General features: G+C 66.6%; 16 protein-coding genes and 1 pseudogene. 12 read left to right on the plus strand and 5 right to left on the minus strand.

What is annotated here, in order from left to right; genetic code table 11:
- Nucleotides 1-194: 194 nt before the first annotated feature.
- From H926_RS0122375 to H926_RS0122395, 5 genes are all read right to left on the minus strand, one after another.
- On the minus strand, nt 195-2,315 hold the full coding sequence (locus H926_RS0122375; RefSeq protein WP_022678236.1) for a molybdopterin cofactor-binding domain-containing protein: 2,121 nt from the start codon (nt 2,313-2,315) through the stop codon (nt 195-197).
- 13 nt (nt 2,316-2,328) lie between these two features.
- Nucleotides 2,329-2,793, minus strand: a complete 465-nt coding sequence (locus H926_RS0122380; protein ID WP_022678237.1) for a (2Fe-2S)-binding protein — start codon at nt 2,791-2,793, stop codon at nt 2,329-2,331.
- A gap of 167 nt (nt 2,794-2,960) precedes the next feature.
- A complete protein-coding gene (locus tag H926_RS0122385; RefSeq protein ID WP_022678238.1) occupies nt 2,961-3,338 on the minus strand; it encodes a cytochrome c family protein in 378 nt (125 codons plus the stop codon).
- 199 nt (nt 3,339-3,537) lie between these two features.
- Complete coding sequence (locus tag H926_RS0122390; RefSeq protein ID WP_022678239.1) at nt 3,538-4,851, minus strand: FAD-binding oxidoreductase; 1,314 nt, start codon at nt 4,849-4,851, stop codon at nt 3,538-3,540.
- Complete coding sequence (locus H926_RS0122395) at nt 4,851-6,191, minus strand: glutamine synthetase family protein (protein ID WP_022678240.1); 1,341 nt, start codon at nt 6,189-6,191, stop codon at nt 4,851-4,853. The genes H926_RS0122390 and H926_RS0122395 overlap by 1 nt, the downstream gene beginning before the upstream one ends.
- A gap of 188 nt (nt 6,192-6,379) precedes the next feature.
- On the opposite strand from H926_RS0122395, the gene H926_RS0122400 reads away from it, so the two are divergent.
- The 12 genes and pseudogenes from H926_RS0122400 to pdxA form a co-directional block, all read left to right on the plus strand.
- Entirely contained in the window at nt 6,380-7,888 is a 1,509-nt protein-coding gene (locus H926_RS0122400; protein ID WP_028658375.1) for an aldehyde dehydrogenase, read from the plus strand.
- A complete protein-coding gene (locus H926_RS0122405) occupies nt 7,885-8,607 on the plus strand; it encodes a gamma-glutamyl-gamma-aminobutyrate hydrolase family protein (protein WP_022678242.1) in 723 nt (240 codons plus the stop codon). The genes H926_RS0122400 and H926_RS0122405 overlap by 4 nt, the downstream gene beginning before the upstream one ends.
- Nucleotides 8,608-8,899: 292 nt before the next feature.
- A complete protein-coding gene (locus H926_RS0122410; protein ID WP_028658376.1) occupies nt 8,900-9,769 on the plus strand; it encodes an ABC transporter permease in 870 nt (289 codons plus the stop codon).
- On the plus strand, nt 9,769-10,620 hold the full coding sequence (locus tag H926_RS0122415) for an ABC transporter permease (protein WP_022678245.1): 852 nt from the start codon (nt 9,769-9,771) through the stop codon (nt 10,618-10,620). Before H926_RS0122410 ends, H926_RS0122415 begins: the two co-directional genes overlap by 1 nt.
- Before the next feature lie 19 nt (nt 10,621-10,639).
- On the plus strand, nt 10,640-11,755 hold the full coding sequence (locus H926_RS0122420; RefSeq protein ID WP_022678246.1) for an ABC transporter ATP-binding protein: 1,116 nt from the start codon (nt 10,640-10,642) through the stop codon (nt 11,753-11,755).
- Nucleotides 11,756-12,147: 392 nt separating this feature from the next.
- Complete coding sequence (locus H926_RS0122425) at nt 12,148-12,498, plus strand: DUF3147 family protein (protein ID WP_022678247.1); 351 nt, start codon at nt 12,148-12,150, stop codon at nt 12,496-12,498.
- A 28-nt stretch (nt 12,499-12,526) separates the two neighbouring features.
- A complete protein-coding gene (locus H926_RS0122430) occupies nt 12,527-13,057 on the plus strand; it encodes a nuclear transport factor 2 family protein (protein ID WP_022678248.1) in 531 nt (176 codons plus the stop codon).
- Between the two features lie 101 nt (nt 13,058-13,158).
- The gene (locus tag H926_RS0122435; RefSeq protein WP_043611026.1) at nt 13,159-14,502 is read left to right on the plus strand and encodes an FAD-binding oxidoreductase; all 1,344 of its coding nucleotides are present in this window, start codon (nt 13,159-13,161) and stop codon (nt 14,500-14,502) included.
- Between the two features lie 26 nt (nt 14,503-14,528).
- Entirely contained in the window at nt 14,529-15,872 is a 1,344-nt protein-coding gene (locus H926_RS0122440; protein ID WP_022678250.1) for a glutamine synthetase family protein, read from the plus strand.
- Between the two features lie 53 nt (nt 15,873-15,925).
- Nucleotides 15,926-16,993 carry a spermidine/putrescine ABC transporter substrate-binding protein gene (locus tag H926_RS0122445; RefSeq protein ID WP_022678251.1) on the plus strand — a complete coding sequence of 356 codons (1,068 nt, stop codon included), beginning with the start codon at nt 15,926-15,928 and terminating at the stop codon, nt 16,991-16,993.
- A gap of 246 nt (nt 16,994-17,239) precedes the next feature.
- Nucleotides 17,240-18,598 carry a peptidylprolyl isomerase gene (locus H926_RS0122450; RefSeq protein ID WP_043611039.1) on the plus strand — a complete coding sequence of 453 codons (1,359 nt, stop codon included), beginning with the start codon at nt 17,240-17,242 and terminating at the stop codon, nt 18,596-18,598.
- Between the two features lie 158 nt (nt 18,599-18,756).
- Nucleotides 18,757-19,048, plus strand: a pseudogene (gene pdxA, locus H926_RS33885) (4-hydroxythreonine-4-phosphate dehydrogenase); the annotation flags it as partial.

Genomic DNA, 19,048 nt, shown 5'->3' on the forward strand with positions numbered 1-19,048 from the left:
CGGTGCCGAAGCCGCCGTGCTCAATTCCCGCGCCGAACTCGCCAACGACCAGGTCAACCTGTTCCTGGCGCTCGGCGGGGGATGGTAAAGCAGAGAAAGCGGGACCCCGGATCAAGTCCGGGGTGACGATGAATAGCCCAATACCCTTTTCGTCGCCCCGGACTTGATCCGGGGCCCCACGCAAGCCTGTCGGCTCAGGCCGCCTCGAACCCCGCCTGCAACGGCACCTGCCGCACCCGCTTGCCCGTGGCGGCAAACAGCGCGTTGGCCACCGCCGGGGCGATCACCGCCGCGGGCGGCTCGCCCATGCCCCCTGGCGCGTTGTCCGTCGGCATCACGTGGGTGATCACGCGCGGTGCCTCGTTCATGCGCAGCGGGCGCACGTCGTTGTAGTTGGACTGCGCAATGCGGCCCTTCTCCAGCGTCACCCCGCCATAGAGCGCGGCCGACAGGGCAAAGGTCACCCCGCCTTCGATCTGCGCCTTCACGCCCAGGGGATTGATCGCCGGGCCGCAATCCACCGCCACGGTCACCTGCGGCACCAGAATCTGCTTTTGCGCGTCGACCTTCACATGGGCCACCGCCGCCAGGCAGGTGTCCCAAATGTGCAGCACGGCCAGGCCCAGCCCTTCGCCCTTGGGCAGCGCCTTGCCCCAGCCGGCCTCGGCCGCCGCCTTTTGCAGCACCGCCCGCGCCCGTGGATCGGTGATCTGCGCCAGGCGCCAGGCCAGCGGGTCTTGTCCGGCGGCCAGCGCCAATTCGTCGGCAAAGCTTTCGATCACGAAGGTATTGCGCAGGCCGCCCACGCCACGCCACCAGCCGGTGGGCATGGCGCTTTCCACCTGTTTGAACGTAACCAGCCGCGCCTTGGCCGGGTAGAGCGGGGCGATCGCGCCATCCACGGCGTCATCATCCACCCCGTTGAACTTGTCGCCGAGAAAGCGCGCCATCACCGCCGATCCGGCAATGCGATGCTCCCATGCGGTGACCTTGCCCGCCTGGTCCAGGCTGGCGCTGATGCGATCGGCATAGGCCGGGCGCACCATGTCGTGCTGGATATCCTCCTCGCGCGTCCACACCAGCTTGACCGGATAGGGCACCTTGGCCGCCAGGCTAACCGCGCGCTCCACCATATCGGTTTCCAGCCGCCGGCCAAAGCCGCCGCCCATCAGGAAGTTGTGCACCTGGACCTTGTCTTCGCCCAGGCCCAGCACGCGGGCAGCAGCCGCGCGGCAATCGCTGGGCACTTGCGTTCCGGTCCACACCTGGACGCCCTGCGGCGTGACATGGGCGGTGCAATTGCCCGGCTCCATCGTGGCATGGGCCAGGAACGGCTGGTGATAGAGCGCTTCCACGGTCTTGGCGGCGCCGGCCCGGGCTTGGGCCAGATCGCCCTCGGCCTTGGCCGTCACGCCCGGCTTGGCCACGGCGGCATCGAGCGCGGCCATGACCTGGGCCTGGTCCAGCCCGGCATTGGCGCCCTCGTTCCACGTCGGCGCGGCCGCTTCCAGCCCCTTCTTGGCCGTCCACAGGCTGTCGGCCGTCACGAACAGGCAGTCATCCAGCGCGATCACGTCTGCCACGCCGGGCACGGCCTTGGCCGCTGCGGCGTTATGGCTGGCCAGCTTGCCGCCGAACACCGGTGATTGCGCCAGCGTGGCAATCTTCATGCCCGGCACTTTCACATCGATGCCGAACTGCACGGTGCCGCGCACCTTGTCCGCCGAATCGAGCCGGCGGGTATCCTTGCCAATCACTTTCCACGCCGATCGCGGCGTCGGGGTGGCATCGGTGGGCACATGTGCGGCGGCATCGGCCACCAGCGCGGCAAAGCCCAGCCGCTTGCCCGATGCCGGGTTCACCACCGCGCCATCGGCCAGGGTCAGGCAATCGGGCATGACTTTCCACTGCCGCGCCGCTGCATCCACCAGCGCGGCGCGCGCATTGGCAGCGGCCTGGCGCAGCGGCTTCCACAGCTCGCGGATAGAGGTGGAGCCGCCTGTGGTCGTATCGATCGGCGCAAAGCGAGCGCGGTCGGCCGGCGGGATCGACACCTTCACCGCGCTGGGCGCCAGGCCCAATTCCTCGGCCACCAGCATGGTCAGCGCGGTCATGATGCCCTGGCCCATTTCGGTCTTGGGCAGGGCAAGAGACACGGCGCCATCAGGCAGCACCGCAAGATAGCCATTGGCCGCCAGCTGGGCGGCGGGAACGCTGCTCAACGCGCGGTGCAGCGGCACCACCAGGGCGCTGGCCAGCACGGCCGATCCAGCCAGGAACGCGCGGCGTGACGGGGTGGCGATGGGCGTGGTCATCGGTCTTCCCCCCTCAGGCCTTGATCGTATCAGCGGCGCGGTGGATCGCGGCGCGGATGCGGTTATAGGTGCCACAGCGGCAGATATTGCCGCTCATCCCTTCATCGATGGCGGCATCGTCGGGCTTGGGATTGGCCTTGAGCAGCGCGGCGGCGGCCACGATCTGCCCGGGCTGGCAATAGCCGCACTGCACCACGTCCAGCTCTTCCCAGGCGGCCGCCAGGGCCTGGCCCAGCGGCTGTCCAGTCAGTCCCTCGATCGTGGTCACGGCCTTGCCGGCCACATCGGCCACCGGTGTCTGGCAGGCAAACAGGCGCTGCCCGTCCACCAGCACGCTGCACGCGCCGCACAGGCCCGCCCCGCAACCGAACTTCACGCCGGTCACCCCGGCGATATCGCGCAACGCCCACAGCAGCGGCATGTCTCCCGCCACGGCCAGGGTGCGTTGCTTGCCATCGATTGTCAGCGAAACGGGCATATGCGGTGCTCCGGTCTAATGGGCGTGGTCTGGCGTTTGCTCCCTCGTCGTCATCCCGGACTTGACCCGGGATCCCGCTTTTTGCTCATCCAGCCCCAAAGGGCAGCGGGACCCCGGGTCAAGCCCGGGGTGACGATGATGGGGCGCATCTTACGCCATCGCGGGCATCAGTGCAGGGTCTTGAGATAGGCGATGACGTCAGCGCGCTTCTTGGCATCGGGAATGGCCACGACCATGCGAGTGCCCGGCACCAGCTTGCCCGGCGCGGTCAGGAAGGTGTCGAGCGTCTTGGGATCCCAGGTCTTGCCCGAATTCTTGAGCGCGGTGGAATAGGCAAACGCGGTGGAACCGGCCTGGCGTCCGACCACGCCCCACAGGTTGGGCGCGGCAAAGCCCTTAGCGCCGGCGGTGTTGACATGGCACATCTGGCACTGCTGCTTGAACACGGCGGCCCCGGCAGCGGCATTCTGGGCATGGGCCACAGGCGCCGTCACGGCTGCGGCCAGGCCCACCAGGGCAGAAACGAACAGGGGGATACGACGCATTATCGACCGTCCTTCAGGTGTTGATCGCGGATATCCCGGCCACGGAGTGGCAGCGGGATCGTAACGTGGGATCGAAGGCGCTCGGCCGGACAGGACCGCCACCAACCAGGCGATTGTGCACGATCGACCCGCAAAGGTCCATCGATTCAGCCATCGATTCAGGCATCAATTCAGGCGCAACGCCGGCCATATGCGCGGCTCACACCCCCAGCCGATCGCGCAGCGTGTACCACAGCGATCCCAGGGTGGAGAGCGGCGCACGAAAGCGCTGCCCGCCGGGAAACGGCGGGTGCGGCAGGTCGGCAAACACGTCAAAGCGCTCATGCTGCCCGGCGATCGCCTCGCCCAGCAGGCGGCCCAGCAATTGCGTGGTCGTCACGCCGTGGCCGCTGTCACCATGCGAATAGAACACCTTGGGCGAAAGCCGGCCGATCTGCGGCATGCGGCTCAGCGTCATGGCAAAGGTGCCGCTCCACGCGAACTCCAGCTTCACATCGCGCAGCTGCGGAAAGGTCTTGATCAGGCCGGGGCGGATCTTGGCTTCCACGCTGGCAGGGTCCTGCCCGCCATAGACGATGCCGCCGCCATAGAGCAGGCGCCCGTCGGCCGTGCGGCGGAAATAGTCGAGGATGTAGTTGGCATCCTCCACGCAGGCATTGCTGGGCAAGAGCTGCGCGGCCAGCTCGCCCAGCGGCTCGGTCGTCACCACCTGGCTCGACACCGGCATGATCTGCCCCGATAGCCAGGGCAGCGTCTTGCCGAGATAGGCATTGCCGCACACCACCAGAGTATCCGCGATCACTTCGCCTTGCGCGGTGACCACGCGCGGGCGCGGGCCGCTGTCGTCCACCTGGATCACGCGGCTGTGTTCGAACAGACGGCCGCCCAGCTGCTCGAACGCGGTGGCTTCGCCCAACAGGTAGTTGAGCGAATGGAAATGCCCCCGCAGCGGATCGAGAATGCCGCCGACATAGCGATCGCTCTGGACATGGGCGCGCAGGGCCTCGCGGTCGAGCACGGTGATCCCGGCATGGCCATGCGCGGCCCAGACCCGCTGCTCGTCCTCCAGCGCGCGCATCTGCTTTGCATTCAGCGCCACGCCCAGCCCGCCATCGACCAGATCGCAGGCAATGCCATAGCGCGCGACGCGGTCGCGGATGATCGCGGCGCCTTCCAGCGCCACTGCGCCCAATGCGCGCGCCACGTCTGGCCCGTGCCGCGCTTCCAGCACGTCAAGCCCGCGCGAATAGCCGTTGATCAGCTGGCCGCCATTGCGGCCCGATGCGCCCCAGCCCACGCGCTCGCTTTCGAGCACGATCACGTCGATGCCCTTTTCGGCCAGCTCCAGCGCCACCGAAAGGCCGGTGAACCCGGCCCCGATCACGCAGACCGTGGCACGCTGCGCGCCCTGCAATACCGGCCGCTGCGGCGCCGGGTTGACGCTGGCGGCATACCAGGTGGGCATCCCGGCATAGGGCGCCGCCTGGTGCAGGCCCGGCACCGCCATGTCCATCACAGCAATCCCAGGTAGGTATCGTATTCAAACCGGTCGATCTGGCCCAGGAACGCGGCGCGGTCCTGCTGCTTGCACGCCAGGAAGATATCGCGGAAGCGCGCGCCGAACATGCCGGCCGCGCGTTCAGAGGCGGCAAAGGCAGCCTGCGCGGCGCCCCATTCCACCGGCAGCGGCGCGCCGGCGCCGGGATGCAGCGGGTCTTGCGCCGGAGGCGGCATCACCGCGTCCTCGATCCCCTGCAGCATCGCACCCAGCATCGCCGCCATGGCCACGTGTGGGTTCACGTCAGCCCCGGAAATGCGATGCTCGATCCGCGTGGCCTTGGCATCGCCCACGATCACCCGCACCGCGGCCGAGCGGTCATCGATGCCCCAGCTGGCCGAGACCGGCGCATGGGCATCGGGCCGGAAACGGCGGAACGAGTTGTAGTTGGGCGCAAACGCCAGCATCGTTTCGGGCATCGCCGCCAAGAGGCCGGCCACTGCGTGCAGCAGCATGTCGGCCGGGCCACCCTCGGGCTTGGCCAGCACGTTCTTGCCCGCTGCATCGTTGAGGCTGGCATGGATATGCATGCCGCTGCCCGAACAATCGCCATAGGGCTTGGCCATGAACGTCGCGCCCAGCCCATGGTGCGCCGCCAGCGCGCGCACGATGCGCTTCATCAGCACGGTATCGTCGGCCGCGGCCAGTGCATCGGCGCGGTGCAGCAGGTTCAGTTCGTATTGCCCCGGCCCCGCCTCGCTGATCACCGCGTCGGCGGGAATGCCCATGGCGTGGGCCAGCGCCATGATCTCGTCGAACAGTGCGGCATGGGCAGACAGCGCCGTGGTCGAGAGCGTGTCGTTGCGGCGCAGATTGCCATCGGGCGGCACCGGCACGCCGTTTTCCAGGCGATAGAGGTAGAACTCCAGTTCGGTCGCCACCACCGGGGTCAACCCCCGCGCGGCATAGCGCGCCAGCAGGGCCTGCAACATCCCGCGCGGATCGGCCACCACGGGGCCGCCATCCTTGTCGACCATGCCCAGGAACACCTGCGCGCTATCCTCGCCCAGCCACGGCGCCTTGCTCCAGCGCCCGGCCACCGGCCAGCACAGCCCATCGGGATCACCCGTGCCAAACGCCAGGCCTGCGCCCGCCACATCACACCCCCAGGCGTCGAGCGCAAAGACCGAAAGCGGCATCGGCAGGCCCTTGGCCGCCAGGGCCACGGCCTTGTCGCGCACCAGCCATTTACCCTTGGGCGCGCCGTTCACGTCGGTGAGAAAGGCCTCCACCCGGGTCACTTCAGGATGGGCGGCAAGCCAAGCGGCAAAGGACGAGGCAGTTTCTTGTGTCATGGTGTGATCACATATGAAAAGCCCACCGCGCTGTCCAGCCCGGATCGTCGGATTGCCACGTGCTTTTCCGCCCACAACCGCTCTTTCGATGCCGGGAAATACACAGACGCCATGGCTGCCAGACCTTGCACCACGGGCCACAATGGCTATTAGTGATCACACATTGCACCAGCCGGATGAACCAGACGATGACCAGTGCCCCGCCCACCCTGCCCAGCCGCCTGCCGGCCCACCACGTGATCGGCGGTGCCAGCGTTGCGGCCGCTTCGGGCGCCACGCTGGACACTGTCAACCCCGGCACTGGCCAGGTCATCGGCACCCTGCCGGCGGGCGATGCCAGCGATATCGACCGCGCCGTGGCCGCTGCGCGCCGCCGCTTTGAAAGCGGGCAATGGCGCGACATGAAGCCGGCCCAGCGCAAGAAGCTGATGCTGACGCTGGCCGACAAGCTGGAGGCTGCCGCCGAGGAATTCGCCGTTCTCGAAACCATCGATTCGGGCAAGCCGATCAGCGACACCCGCAATGTCGACGTGCCGCTCGCCCTCGGTACCCTGCGCTTCTATGCCGAGGCGATCGACAAGATCCATGGCGAGGTCGGCCCCACCGGGCCGGACAAGTTCAGCTATGCCGTGCACGATCCGCTGGGCGTGATCGGCGCGATCGTGCCGTGGAACTTTCCCCTGCTCATGGCCATGTGGAAAATCGCGCCGGCGATCGCCATGGGCAATTCGATGGTGGTCAAGCCATCGGAACTGTCCTCGCTCACCGCGCTGCGCTTTGCCGAACTCGCGCTCGAGGCCGGCATTCCCGATGGCGTGCTCAATGTCGTCACCGGCACGGGCCAGGACGCCGGCGCCGCGCTGGCGCTGCACCGCGATGTCGACATGATCACGTTCACCGGCTCGGGCCCGGTCGGCCGCCAGCTCATGCGCTATTCGGCCGACAGCAACTTGAAGCGCGTCAGCCTGGAGCTGGGCGGCAAGAGCCCGCACATCGTCTTTGCCGACTATCCCGATCTCGATCGCGCGGCAGCCGCAGCGGCCTGGGGCATCTTCTACAACCAGGGCCAGGTCTGCACCGCCGGATCGCGGCTTTTGGTGCAGCGTTCGATCCACGCGGAATTCGTCGAAAAGGTACTGGCCGTGGCCCGCACCATCCGCCCCGGCGATCCGCTCGATCCGGCGACGCAACTGGGCGCGGTGATCAGTGAAAAGCAGCTGGAAGGCGTGCTCACCCGCATCGCCCGCGCGCAGCAGGAAGGCGCCGCGCTGCGCCTGGGCGGCAGCCGCGCGCGCAGCGAAACCGGCGGGTTCTATCTCGATCCCACCGTGTTCGATGCGGTGAGCAACGCCAGCAGCCTGGCCCAGGAAGAGGTGTTCGGCCCAGTGCTGGCGGTGGTGCCGTTCGATACCCCCGAAGAAGCGCTCGCCCTTGCCAACGACACCGAATATGGCCTTGCCTCGGGCCTGTGGACCGGCTCGATCGATATCGCCCACGCCTTTGCCCGGCGCCTGCGCGCTGGCCTGGTCTGGGTCAACGGTTGGGACGCGTGCGACATCACCATGCCGTTTGGCGGGTTCAAGCAATCCGGCTTTGGCCGCGACCGCAGCCTGCACGCGCTGTTCAAGTATGCCGACATGAAGTCCGTCACCATTTCCACGCCCACGCTGTCCTCGCTCGGGGTGCTGCCGGCATGACGCGGCCGCTGCTGGGCGTATCGTGCTGCCTGCGAAGCGGCGGGCCAGAACCGGTGCATGGCGTGATCGACCGCTATCTGCGCGCGCCCGCCGCCCACGCCGATTGCGACGTGGTGCTGGTCCCGGCCCTGCCCGGCCTGACCGACTGGGCCGCGCTCGCCGGCCGGCTCGATGGCCTGCTGCTCACCGGCAGCCCGTCCAACATGGAGCCATGGCGCTATGGCGCCAGCACCGGCGATGGTCCGTTTGATCCCGCGCGCGATACCACCACGCTGGCGCTGGGCGATGCCATGCTGCGCGCCGGCAAGCCGGTGTTCGGCATCTGCCGGGGCTTCCAGGAACTCAACGTGGCGTTCGGCGGCACGCTGCAAACCCTGCCCAGCGATGGGCCGGTCAGGCACCACGCCCCCGATGGCGCCAGCCTGGAAGAGATGTTTGCCCAGACCCACCCGGTCAGCCTGACGCCCGGCGGCATCCTGGCCACCGCGCTGGGCGATGCGATCACCGTCAATTCCGTGCATTACCAGGCCGTGGCCACGCTGGGCCAGGGCTTGACGGTGGAAGCGGTGGCACCCGATGGGCTGGTTGAGGCCTTTTCGGCGCAAGTCGGCACGGCACAGGTGCTGGCCGTACAATGGCACCCGGAATGGGATGCCGATCGCAACCCGGCCTCGGCCTGGTTCTTTGCCCGGCTGGGCCAGGTGCTGCGCGGTGGTTGACGAACGCCGGCGCGGGCGGGCACATTCGCGCCACAGCGATTTGCGATTGACCGGGCCGGTTCCCGCGCATAAGTGTGATCGCAGATAACGGGGTCACCCCGCAATAGCATAAACCCGACGCACACCAAAAACGGGCGTCACGCAGGCAGGCATGTTCAACCACCCGCTTCGGGCGCCGTCTTGGCGTGTGCCCGCGGCGCCCGGCGGCCCTTCGCGGGGCCGCGCAAACTGGGGAATTGCCACCGATGAGGCCAGGACGCATGAGGCCACGAACCATGGGAACCGCCCGGCGATGAGCAGCGCATCGAACACCAGCAGGCGCGCCTTCTGGGCCGTGCTGACCGCGCCGGCCGCCTGGATCACCCTGTTCTTCGTCGTACCACTCAGCGTGATCTGGGCCTACAGCTTTGGCCGCACCCTGGGGCTGACCGAAGTGGCCGTGACCGGCACGCTCGACAACTACGTGCGCGTATTTGATCCGGTCTATCTGCTGATCTTTGCCAAGTCGCTGGTCTTTGCCGGGGTGACCACGGCGGTGTGCCTGGTGATCGGCTTTCCCTATGCCCTGGCGATGACCTTTGCCAGCGATCGCGGCAAGATCCTGCTGCTGCTGGGCATCATGCTGCCGTTCTGGACCAACCTGCTGGTGCGCACCTATGCCCTGATGGCGGTGATGCGCACCGAGGGCTACATCAACGACATGTTCGGCCTGTTCGGGTTTGGCCCGGTCGAGATGCTGCACACCAACTTCGCGGTGATCGTCGGCCTGGTCTACGTGCACCTGCCCTTCATCATCCTGCCGCTCTATTCCACGCTCGATCGCATGGACCGCTCGCTGATCGAGGCCAGCCTCGATCTGGGCGCCGGGCACATCGCCACGATCTTCAAGGTCATCGTGCCGATCGCCAAGCCGGGCATCCTCTCGGCAATCATGCTCACGTTCATTCCCGCGCTCGGCTCCTACCTCACGCCCGATCTGCTCGGCGGGCCTGACAGCCAGATGATCGCCAGCGTGATCGAGCGGCAGTTCAAGCGTGCCAACGACTGGCCGTTCGGCGCTGCGCTGTCGTTCATGCTGATGTATCTCACGCTCCTGGCCATGGGCCTGCGCGCGATCCAGGATCGCCGCGCCGCTCGCGCCCGCCCGCAGGGAGACGCCTGATGGCCACTGCCTCCAAGCCGCTCGATAGCAAGCCTGGCCCGCTCGAATACAGTCGCCGCTGGCCGCTGCGCCTGTGGGTGGGCGCGGTGATCCTGTTCCTCTACCTGCCGCTGGCCAGCCTGGTGGTGTTCAGCTTCAACGACAGCCGCCGCACCATCCGCTGGGAGGGCTTCACGCTCGATTGGTACGGCACGATGTGGAATGATTCCGCGCTGATCGATGCCTTTACCAATTCACTGACCATCGCGTTCATCTCGATGCTGTTCAGCGTGGTGCTCGGCGCGCTCACCGCGATCGCGCTGTGGCGCTTCCGCTTTCCCGGCAAGGGCCTGTTCGATGGCGCGGTAACCCTGCCGATCGTGGTGCCTGAAATCTGCATGGGCGTGGCGATGCTGGTGTTCTTCGGGCAGATCGTGCCCTGGCCGCGCGATCTGGTCTGGCCGTTCGATCTGGGCGCGATCATCATTGCCCATATCACGTTCAGCTTCCCCTTCGTCGCCGTGGTGATCCGCGCGCGCCTCGCCAGCTTCAACCGCGAGATGGAAGAGGCCGCACGCGATCTGGGCGCCAGCGAATTGCGCGCGCTGTGGGATGTGCTGCTGCCCCATGTGCGCCCGGCGCTGATCTCGGGCGGGCTACTCGCCTTCACGCTCAGCCTCGATGATTTCGTGATCACCTTCTTCACCTCGGGGCCAAACACGGTGACCTTCCCGGTCAAGATCTATTCGATGGTGCGCTTCTCCGTCACGCCCGAGGTCAACGCCGCCTCGACCGTGCTGATGCTCATCACCATCGCGCTCACCGCCATCGGCATGAAGCTGCAGGGTCGCGACCTGGCCCAGGGCCACTGATTTCACACAGGACTTTCCCATGACCCAGCCTCTCATCCAGTTCGAGAACGTGACCAAGCGGTTCGGCTCGTTCATCGCGGTGGACGATGTCAGCCTCGATATCCAACGCGGCGAATTCTTCTCGCTGCTCGGCCCCTCGGGCTGTGGCAAGACCACGCTGCTGCGCATGCTGGCGGGCCTGGAAACCCCGACCGAAGGGCGCATCCTGATCGACGGCGTGGACATGAGCACCACCCCGCCCAACCGCCGCCCGGTCAACATGGTGTTCCAGTCCTACGCCGTGTTCCCGCACCTCACCGTGGCCGAAAACGTCGCCTATGGCCTCAAGATCGATCGCGTCGCCAAGGACGAGCGCGACGCCCGCGTGGCCGAGGCGCTGCGCCTGGTAAAGCTCGACGAGTTTGGCCACCGCAAGCCCGATCAGCTCTCGGGTGGCCAGCGCCAGCGCGTTGCCCTCGCCCGCGCCCTGGTGAAAAAGCCCAAGGTGCTGCTGCTGGACGAGCCGCTGTCCGCGCTCGATGCCAAGCTGCGCGATGCGATGCGCGCCGAACTGGCGCAGATCCAGCACGATGTCGGCGTCACGTTCGTGATGGTCACCCACGATCAGGACGAGGCGCTGGCCATGGCCAGCCGCTGCGCGCTGATGAACCGGGGCCGCCTGCAGCAGGTGGCCGTGCCGGGCGATCTCTATGAATACCCCGCCAACCGGTTCGTCGCCGATTTCATCGGCACGATCAACATGTTCGAAGGCCGCCTCAGCGTCGATGAACGGGATCACGCCGCAGTGACTTCACCCGAACTCGACGTGCCGATCTTCGTCAGCCACGGCGTCACCGGCGCGCCCGATACGCCGGTGTGGGCGGGCATCCGCCCGGAAAAGATCACGATGACCCCGGCCAGCGAAGGCCGCCCGGCCGGCCCCGATGCCTGCCCGCAGGCCAACGTGGTGGCCGGCACGATCGTGCGCTCCGCCTACCTCGGCAGCCAGACGCTCTACGATGTGGAAACGTCCAGCGGCGCAACCTTCAAGGTGGCCCGCGCCAACGGCGAACGCTCGCTCGTCTCCGCCCTGCCCGTGGGCGAGGCCGTGTGGCTGAGCTGGAACACCAAGGCCCCGGTCATACTGCTGGGCTGATTGCGGTGTTTGGGCGGCGCGGGTAGATAGAGATTTATATTACTATCAACGATATAGGAAAAAGTGTTTCGCGCAGAGGCGCTGAGGCGCAGAGATTTAAGAGCGCCTCTGCGCGAACGAAGTATGTAGGCAATCGCTCAATTTCGGACGTGGCAAGCGCCAACAGGGCAGCGGGACCCCGGATAAAGTCCGGGGTGACGAGGAATTCGAGAGAATATATGTACTTATCGTCACCCCGGACTTGATCCGGGGTCCAGCTTGATAACTTGCACCTTGGCTGCCGTCATCGCGCATGCAGCAGCTACCCACCTATCCTCACCCCTCCTGCCAGCACCCCATCGGGCCAAGCAGCGCTAGGCAACGCGGCGCGGCTGCCGTAACACCGGCGCACCATGTTGCAGCTTGCTCTCAAGGCCGCCATTTCCGGCGTGCTGATCGCCACCGCCTCCACCCTTGCCAAGCGCTATCCCGGTTTTGGCGCGCTCATTGCGTCGCTGCCCCTGGTGTCGGTGATTGGCATGATCTGGCTGTGGCACGATCGCCCCGATGCCGAAAACATGGCGGCCCATGCCGGGGCCACGTTCTGGTATGTGCTGCCCTCGCTGCCGATGTTCCTGCTGATCCCGGCCCTGCTGCGCCACGGCGCCGGGTTCTGGTCGGCGCTGCTGGCTGGTTGCGCGCTGACCATTGCGCTCTACAGCCTGATGGTCTGGATCGGCCCCCGGCTGGGCCTGCCGCTGTAACGCCGTTTTCGTAAGGAGGGAGCCAACGATGCTACGCCATGCCCTGACCGCCGCCGGCCTTTTCGCCCTGCCGCTGGCCGCCGTGCCCCTGGCCAGCCTGCCAACGCCCGTTCACGCGCAGGAAGCGGTGGTGGCGGTGCCCGATCCCGAAAGCCTGTTCACCAGCCCCGATCCAGTGCTCAACCGCAACAAGCAGGCCGCACTCCATATCGTCAAAGACCTTTTGGAATGCGGGCATTGGGACAAGGCGGATCAATACCTTACCCCGGCCTATCACCAGCACAACCCGATGGTGCCCTCGGGCCGCGATACCGTGGTCCATTTCTTCACCCAGGTGGTCAAGGTGCAGCCCAAGGCATGCCCGGCGCACATGGCGACCCCGGTCGCCGCGGTCACGGCCGAGGGCGATCGCGTGGTCGTGAGCATGGTGCGCACGCTCAAGGACCCCAAGAATCCGGGCAAGACCTATACCACCACCTGGTTCGACATGTGGCGCTTTGTCGATGGCAAGGCCGATGAACACTGGGATGGCGCCACCCTGGCTGACGCTGCCCCCTGAATTCCACGCGCCAGGCCGGTGCATGGCATGCACCGGCCTGGCAGCCAAACCCCCAGTGCTTCGCTTGTCGCCCCTTGCCGCATGGGGTAGAACCACAGGCAATGTTGACGCCTCGATCCATCGAGCGGGCAGGACCAACCGGCGAGGATGTGCGGGCCTATCCGCCGTCCTATTACGCCGCCACCGCGCCCATGGCCTTTGCCGGCACGGCGCTGGACCAGGATGTGCAGGCCGATGCCTGCATCATCGGCGGGGGCTACACAGGTCTGGGTGCCGCATTGCGGCTGGCAGAGGCCGGGCGATCGGTCGTTCTGCTGGACAGCGGGCCTGTCGGCTGGGGCGCCTCGGGCCGCAATGGCGGCCAGGTCCACCTTGGCTGGAACAAGGACCAGCACTGGCTGGCGCGCCACCTCGGCAGCGACGGTGCGCGCGAAATGTGGGCCATGGCCCGCCATGCGCGCGACCACCTTGATCGGCTGATCGAACACGATCCCGACCGTTGCGATTTTCGCGCCGGGCTGATCCACGCCGATCACAAGCCCGGCCTGGTGGCGCAGACCCATGCCGAGGTGCGCTTTCTGCAAGAGGCATATGGCCACGGCGCGCTAACCCCGCTGGGCCGTGACGACATTCGCGCCATGGTCGGCAGCCAGGCCTATCATGGCGGCAGCCTGGATATGGCCGGCGGCCATCTCCACCCGCTCAAGCTGGCGCTCGCCATGGCGCGCGCTGCCCGCGCGGCGGGGGCAGTGATCCATCCGCACAGCCGTTGCACCGGCATTGCGCCCGATGGCCCGCCGGGCACGGCCCAGGCCTGGCGCGTGACCACGCCCGGCGGCACGGTGCGCGCGGGCCAGGTGCTGGTGGCAACCGGCGGCTATGCCACGGGCCTGGTACCGGAGGTCGATGCCCATGTCCTGCCGATCAACAACTTCATCGCCACCACCGCGCCTCTCGGGCCAGAGCGGGCGGCTGCGCTGATCGCTGGCGGCCAGGGGGCGTCGGGTTCGCGCTTCGTGGTCTATTACTTCCGCATCACGCCCGATCACCGCCTGCTGTTCGGCGGCGGGGAACGCTATTCCTGGCGGCTGCCGGCCGATATCGCCGCGTTCGTGCGGCCGCATATGCTGCGGGTCTTTCCGCAACTGGCCGATGTGGCGATCGACCATGCCTGGGGCGGCACGCTGTCGATTACCCCGCATCGTCTGCCCCATGCCGCGCAGGTCATGCCCGGCCTATGGTCGCTCAGCGGGTTTTCCGGCCTTGGCGTGGTGCTGGCGCCGTGGCTGGGTGGCGAAATCGGCGCGGCCATGGCCGGACTGCCCGCGCCCGCGCTCGATCTGGTGCGCCGCCTGCCCACGCCCCGCTTTCCCGGAGGCACCTTGCTGCGCTGGCCGACCATGGCCGCCGCGATGACCTTCTTTGCCCTGCGCGACCGTCTCTGAACCCCTTCTTCCAAGCGAGTGATCCCATGACCGAAGCATTTGCCGAATGGATCCGCGAAAAACGCATCAGCGAGGTCGAATGCCTCGTCCCCGATATCAACGGCGTGGTGCGCGGCAAGGTCTGGCCGGCCGACAAGTTCATCGCCTCGGTCGGCAACATGAGCCTGCGCCTGCCTTCCTCGGTGTTTTCCGTCACCATCACCGGTGACTACGCCGATACCGACGAGGACGATTTCCTCTATCGCGATCCCGATGTGACGCTGCTGCCCGATATCAATTCGATCTGCGTGGCACCGGGCTTTCGCACCCCCACAGCCTTTGTCGTGGCCGATGCCCTGCACCGCGATGGCAGCGCGTTTGAAGTGGCGCCGCGCCACGTGCTCAAGCGCATGCTGGCCAAATATGCCGCGATGGGCTGGCAGATGGTCGTGGCGCCCGAACTGGAATTCTACCTCACCGAGGTCAATTCCGATCCCGATCTGCCGATCCAGCCGCCGCGCGGGCGCTCGGGCCGGGCGGAAAGCTCGCCCCAGCCCTATGGCCTGGAATCGGTGACCGAATACGAAGACATCATCGAGGAAATCTACGACAATTCGGAAATCGCCTCGCTCCAGCTCGACACCATGATCCACGAAGGCGGCACGGCGCAGCTGGAAATCAACTTCAACCACGGCGATCCCGTGGCGCTGTGCGACCAGGTGGTGATCTTCAAGCGCATCGTGCGCCAGGTCGCGCTCAAGCACGGGGTCTATGCCACGTTCATGGCCAAGCCGATGGAAAGCCAGCCGGGCAGCGCCATGCACCTGCACATTTCGGCGGTGGACGCGGGCGGCAACAACCTGTTCGGCACCGAAAGCGGGCTGACCCCGGAATTCCGCTGGTTCGTCGGCGGGCTGCAACGCTATCTGCCGCAGGTCGTCCCGCTGTTTGCGCCCAACGTCAATTCCTTCCGCCGTATCCGCCCGGCCCACAGCGCGCCGATCAACGTGCAATGGGGCCTCGACAACCGCAGCTGCGGCCTGCGCATTCCCGTCAGCGGCCCGCGCAGCACGCGCATCGAAAACCGCCTGCCCGGCGCCGATGCCAATCCCTATATCGCCATCGCCGCCACGCTGGCCTGCGGCTATATCGGCCTTCAGGAAAAGATCGAGCCGCTGCCGCTGATGACCCGCAACGCCTATGACGAGGAGCGCACCCTGCCGCGCAATCTCGATGCCGCGCTCAAGCAGATGATCGATTGCCAGCCGGTGATCGATCTGTTGGGCGAGCAGTTCATCAAGGCGTTCTACGAGATCAAGCTCAACGAACTGGCCGCCTATGACGAGGTGATCTCGTCATGGGAACGCGATCACCTCTTGCTCAAAGCGTGATCGGGCGCCATCCCCCCGCCGTGTCGTCACGCCGCATGGGAAATTGAACGAAGATGGTCCATTCGCGCCGCATGTTCCTGCGCCAGGCTGGCCTTGCCGGCATTGGCCTGTCGTTTACCGGCGCGCTGGGCGCCTGTTCGCGCGGCAAGCCGGCGCGGTCGCTCAATCTCTACACCTGGGATACCTACATCGGCAAAAACACCGTGGCCGATTTCACCAAGGCGGCTGGCGCTGGCGTGAACATCAGCCTGTTTGCCAACAACGACGAACTCTTTGCCAAGCTGCGCAGCGGCAACCAGGGCTATGACGTGATCGTGCCCTCGAACGACTTTGTCGAACGCATGCACGCGGCCGGCATGTTGACCGAGCTGGACCACGCCAGGATCCCCAATCTCAAGAACATCGCGCCGCAGTTCCTCAACCCGCCGTTCGATCCCGGCCGCCGCGTCTCGGTGCCCTATACCTGGATCGTTACCGGCATCGGCTATCGCAAGTCCAAGGTCGATGGCGTGCCCGACAGCTGGAAATGGGTGCTCGATTCCGATCGCTACAAGGGGCGCATCGCCCTGCTCGCCGAAGCGAGCGAGCTGTTCGAGATCGGCGCGAAATACCTGGGCCACCCGGCCAACACCAACGATCCGGCGGTGATCGCCCAGGTCAAGGCCATGCTGCTGAAGCAAAAGCCCAATATCGCCGCGTTTCATGACGACAATGGCCAGGATCTGCTGCTGGCAGGCGATGTTGACCTGGTGATCGAATACAATGGCGATATCGCCCAGGTCATGCGCGACGATCCCGACTTGGCCTTCGTCGTGCCGCGCGAAGGCGGCATCCTCGCGAGCGACGGGCTGTGCATTCCCCGCAATGCGCCCAATCCCGATCTGGCCTATGCCTTCATCGATTTCGTGCTGGGCGCCAAGGCCGGGGCCGACATTGCCCGCACCATCCGCTATCCCACCCCCAACCAGGCGGCGCTGGCGCTGATGCCCGATGATTACCGCAACAGCCAGGTGATCTTCCCGCCCGCCGCAGCGCTCGCGGCATGCGAATATTCGCGCTATCGCGGGCAAGAGATGAACAGCCGCTATGAGCAGGCGATGACCCAGGTGCGGGCGGGCTGATTAGGCCCGCCAAATCCCGCCTTTGGCCACGTTTCCCGCAAAGTTTTCCCCTAACCGGCCAATTCCGGCGTTGCATTCCCGGCCGCTTGCCGCCACTCAGCGTGGGTTAAGCCGGGGCAATGCAGGCCCGGGATCGACGCACCATTTCGCATGCAGCCCAATTCGCATGTTGCCTGACAGGAAGTTCGGATCGCCATGAAGTCCATCACCCGGCTGCCCCAGTTCCAGATGCGCCGTGATATTCGTATGGGTCACTGGTGCGGCCGGGCCGCCCTGGCGCTGGGTCTTGCCGCCACGGCCGCCCTGCCGGTGGCCGGCAGCGTGGCCCAGGCGCAAACCGCCGGTGGCGCGCCCGATGCCTCGGGCCAGCTCAACATTCCCGCCAACGTGCAGATCTTTGGCAAGAGCGATCCCAACGTGCGCCGCGCCACCGCGATCGTGAACGGTGAAATCCTCACCGGCACCGATATCGACCAGCGCCTGGCGCTGATCGTCAACGCCAACGGCGGCAAGGTTTCGGCCGAGGAACAGGAGCGCCTGCGCCTGCAGGTGCTGCGCAACCTGATCGACGAAACCCTGCAGATTCAAGAGGCCAAGTCGGCTGGCGTCGATGTTGACGATGACGAAGTCAACCAGACCTACGAACGCGTGGCCCAGCAGAACTTCGGCCAGAACCCGGCCGCGCTCGACAAGTACCTGACCTCGATCGGCTCTTCGGCGGCCTCGCTCAAGCGGCAGATCCGTGGCGAACTGTCGTGGCAGCGCCTGCTGCGCCGCAACGTCCAGCCGTTCATCAACGTGTCTGACGGCGAAGTGCGCGAAATGATGGACCGCCTCAAGGCGGCCAAGGGCACCGAGGAATACCGCATCGGCGAAATCTATCTTTCGGCCAATGATACCAACCGCCAGCAGGTCATGGCCAACGCCAACCAGATCGTTGACCAGCTCAAGAAGGGCGGCAGCTTCGTCGCCTATGCGCGGCAGTATTCCGAAGCCTCCACCGCTGCGGTGGGTGGCGATCTGGGCTGGATCCGCCTGGCCCAGCTGCCGCAGGATCTGGCCAATGTCGCCACGTCGATGCAACCGGGCCAGCTTGCCGGGCCGGTGGAAATTCCCGGCGGCTATTCGATCCTCTATCTGATCGACAAGCGACAGGTGCTGACCGCCGATCCGCGCGACGCCGTGCTCAGCCTCAAGCAGATGTCGCTCAGCTTCCCCAAGGGCACCACGGAAAAGGATGCTGCGGCCAAGGCCGCGACCTTTGCCGCCACCGTCAAGACCATCCACGGCTGCGGCCAGGTCGATGCGGCCGCAGCCGGCATCGGCGCCTCGGTCGTCACCAACGACCAGGTCAAGGCGCGCGACCTGCCCGCCGCGCTGCAGGATTCGATGCTCAAGCTCTCGATCGGCGAGGCGACCCCGCCGTTCGGATCGATCGAAGACGGCGTGCGCGTGCTGGTGCTGTGCGGCCGCGACGATCCCAAGGTGGCCGATGGCCCGAGCTTTGAAGAAATGCAGTCGCAGATGGAAGACGACCGCGTGAACAAGCGCGCCCAGACCTATCTGCGCGACCTGCGCCGCGATGCGGTGATTGAGTATAACTAAGGTGCTTGCCCCCACCACCCCCAACCCCCTCCTCTAAAGAGGAGGGGGCTCCGGCTCTCCCCCTCCTCTTTAGAGGAGGGGGTCGGGGGGTGGTGGAGGCCAAGTGAAACCCATAAGCCCCCCTCCCCTCCACCCGCAAAGCCCGATAGCGCAAGCCCATGAACCCCATCGCCATCTCCCAGGGTGATCCTGCCGGCATCGGCCCCGAACTGATCGCGGCCGCGTGGATCTTGCGCGGCATGGCGCAGCTGGAGCCGTTCGTGGCCGTGGGCAGCCGCCGCGTGCTGGACCAGGCCGCGCGCCATCGCGGGCTCGACGTGCCGGTGCGCGCCGTGGGCAGCCTGGAAGAGGCGGCCGCGACGTTCGGTTCCGCCCTGCCGGTGCTCGACTTGGGCGATGCTGGCTATACCCCTGGCCAGCCCACCGACGAGGGCGCGATGCTGGCGTTCG

The organism is Novosphingobium sp. B-7 (assembly GCF_000410615.1).
Taxonomy (GTDB): domain Bacteria; phylum Pseudomonadota; class Alphaproteobacteria; order Sphingomonadales; family Sphingomonadaceae; genus Novosphingobium; species Novosphingobium capsulatum.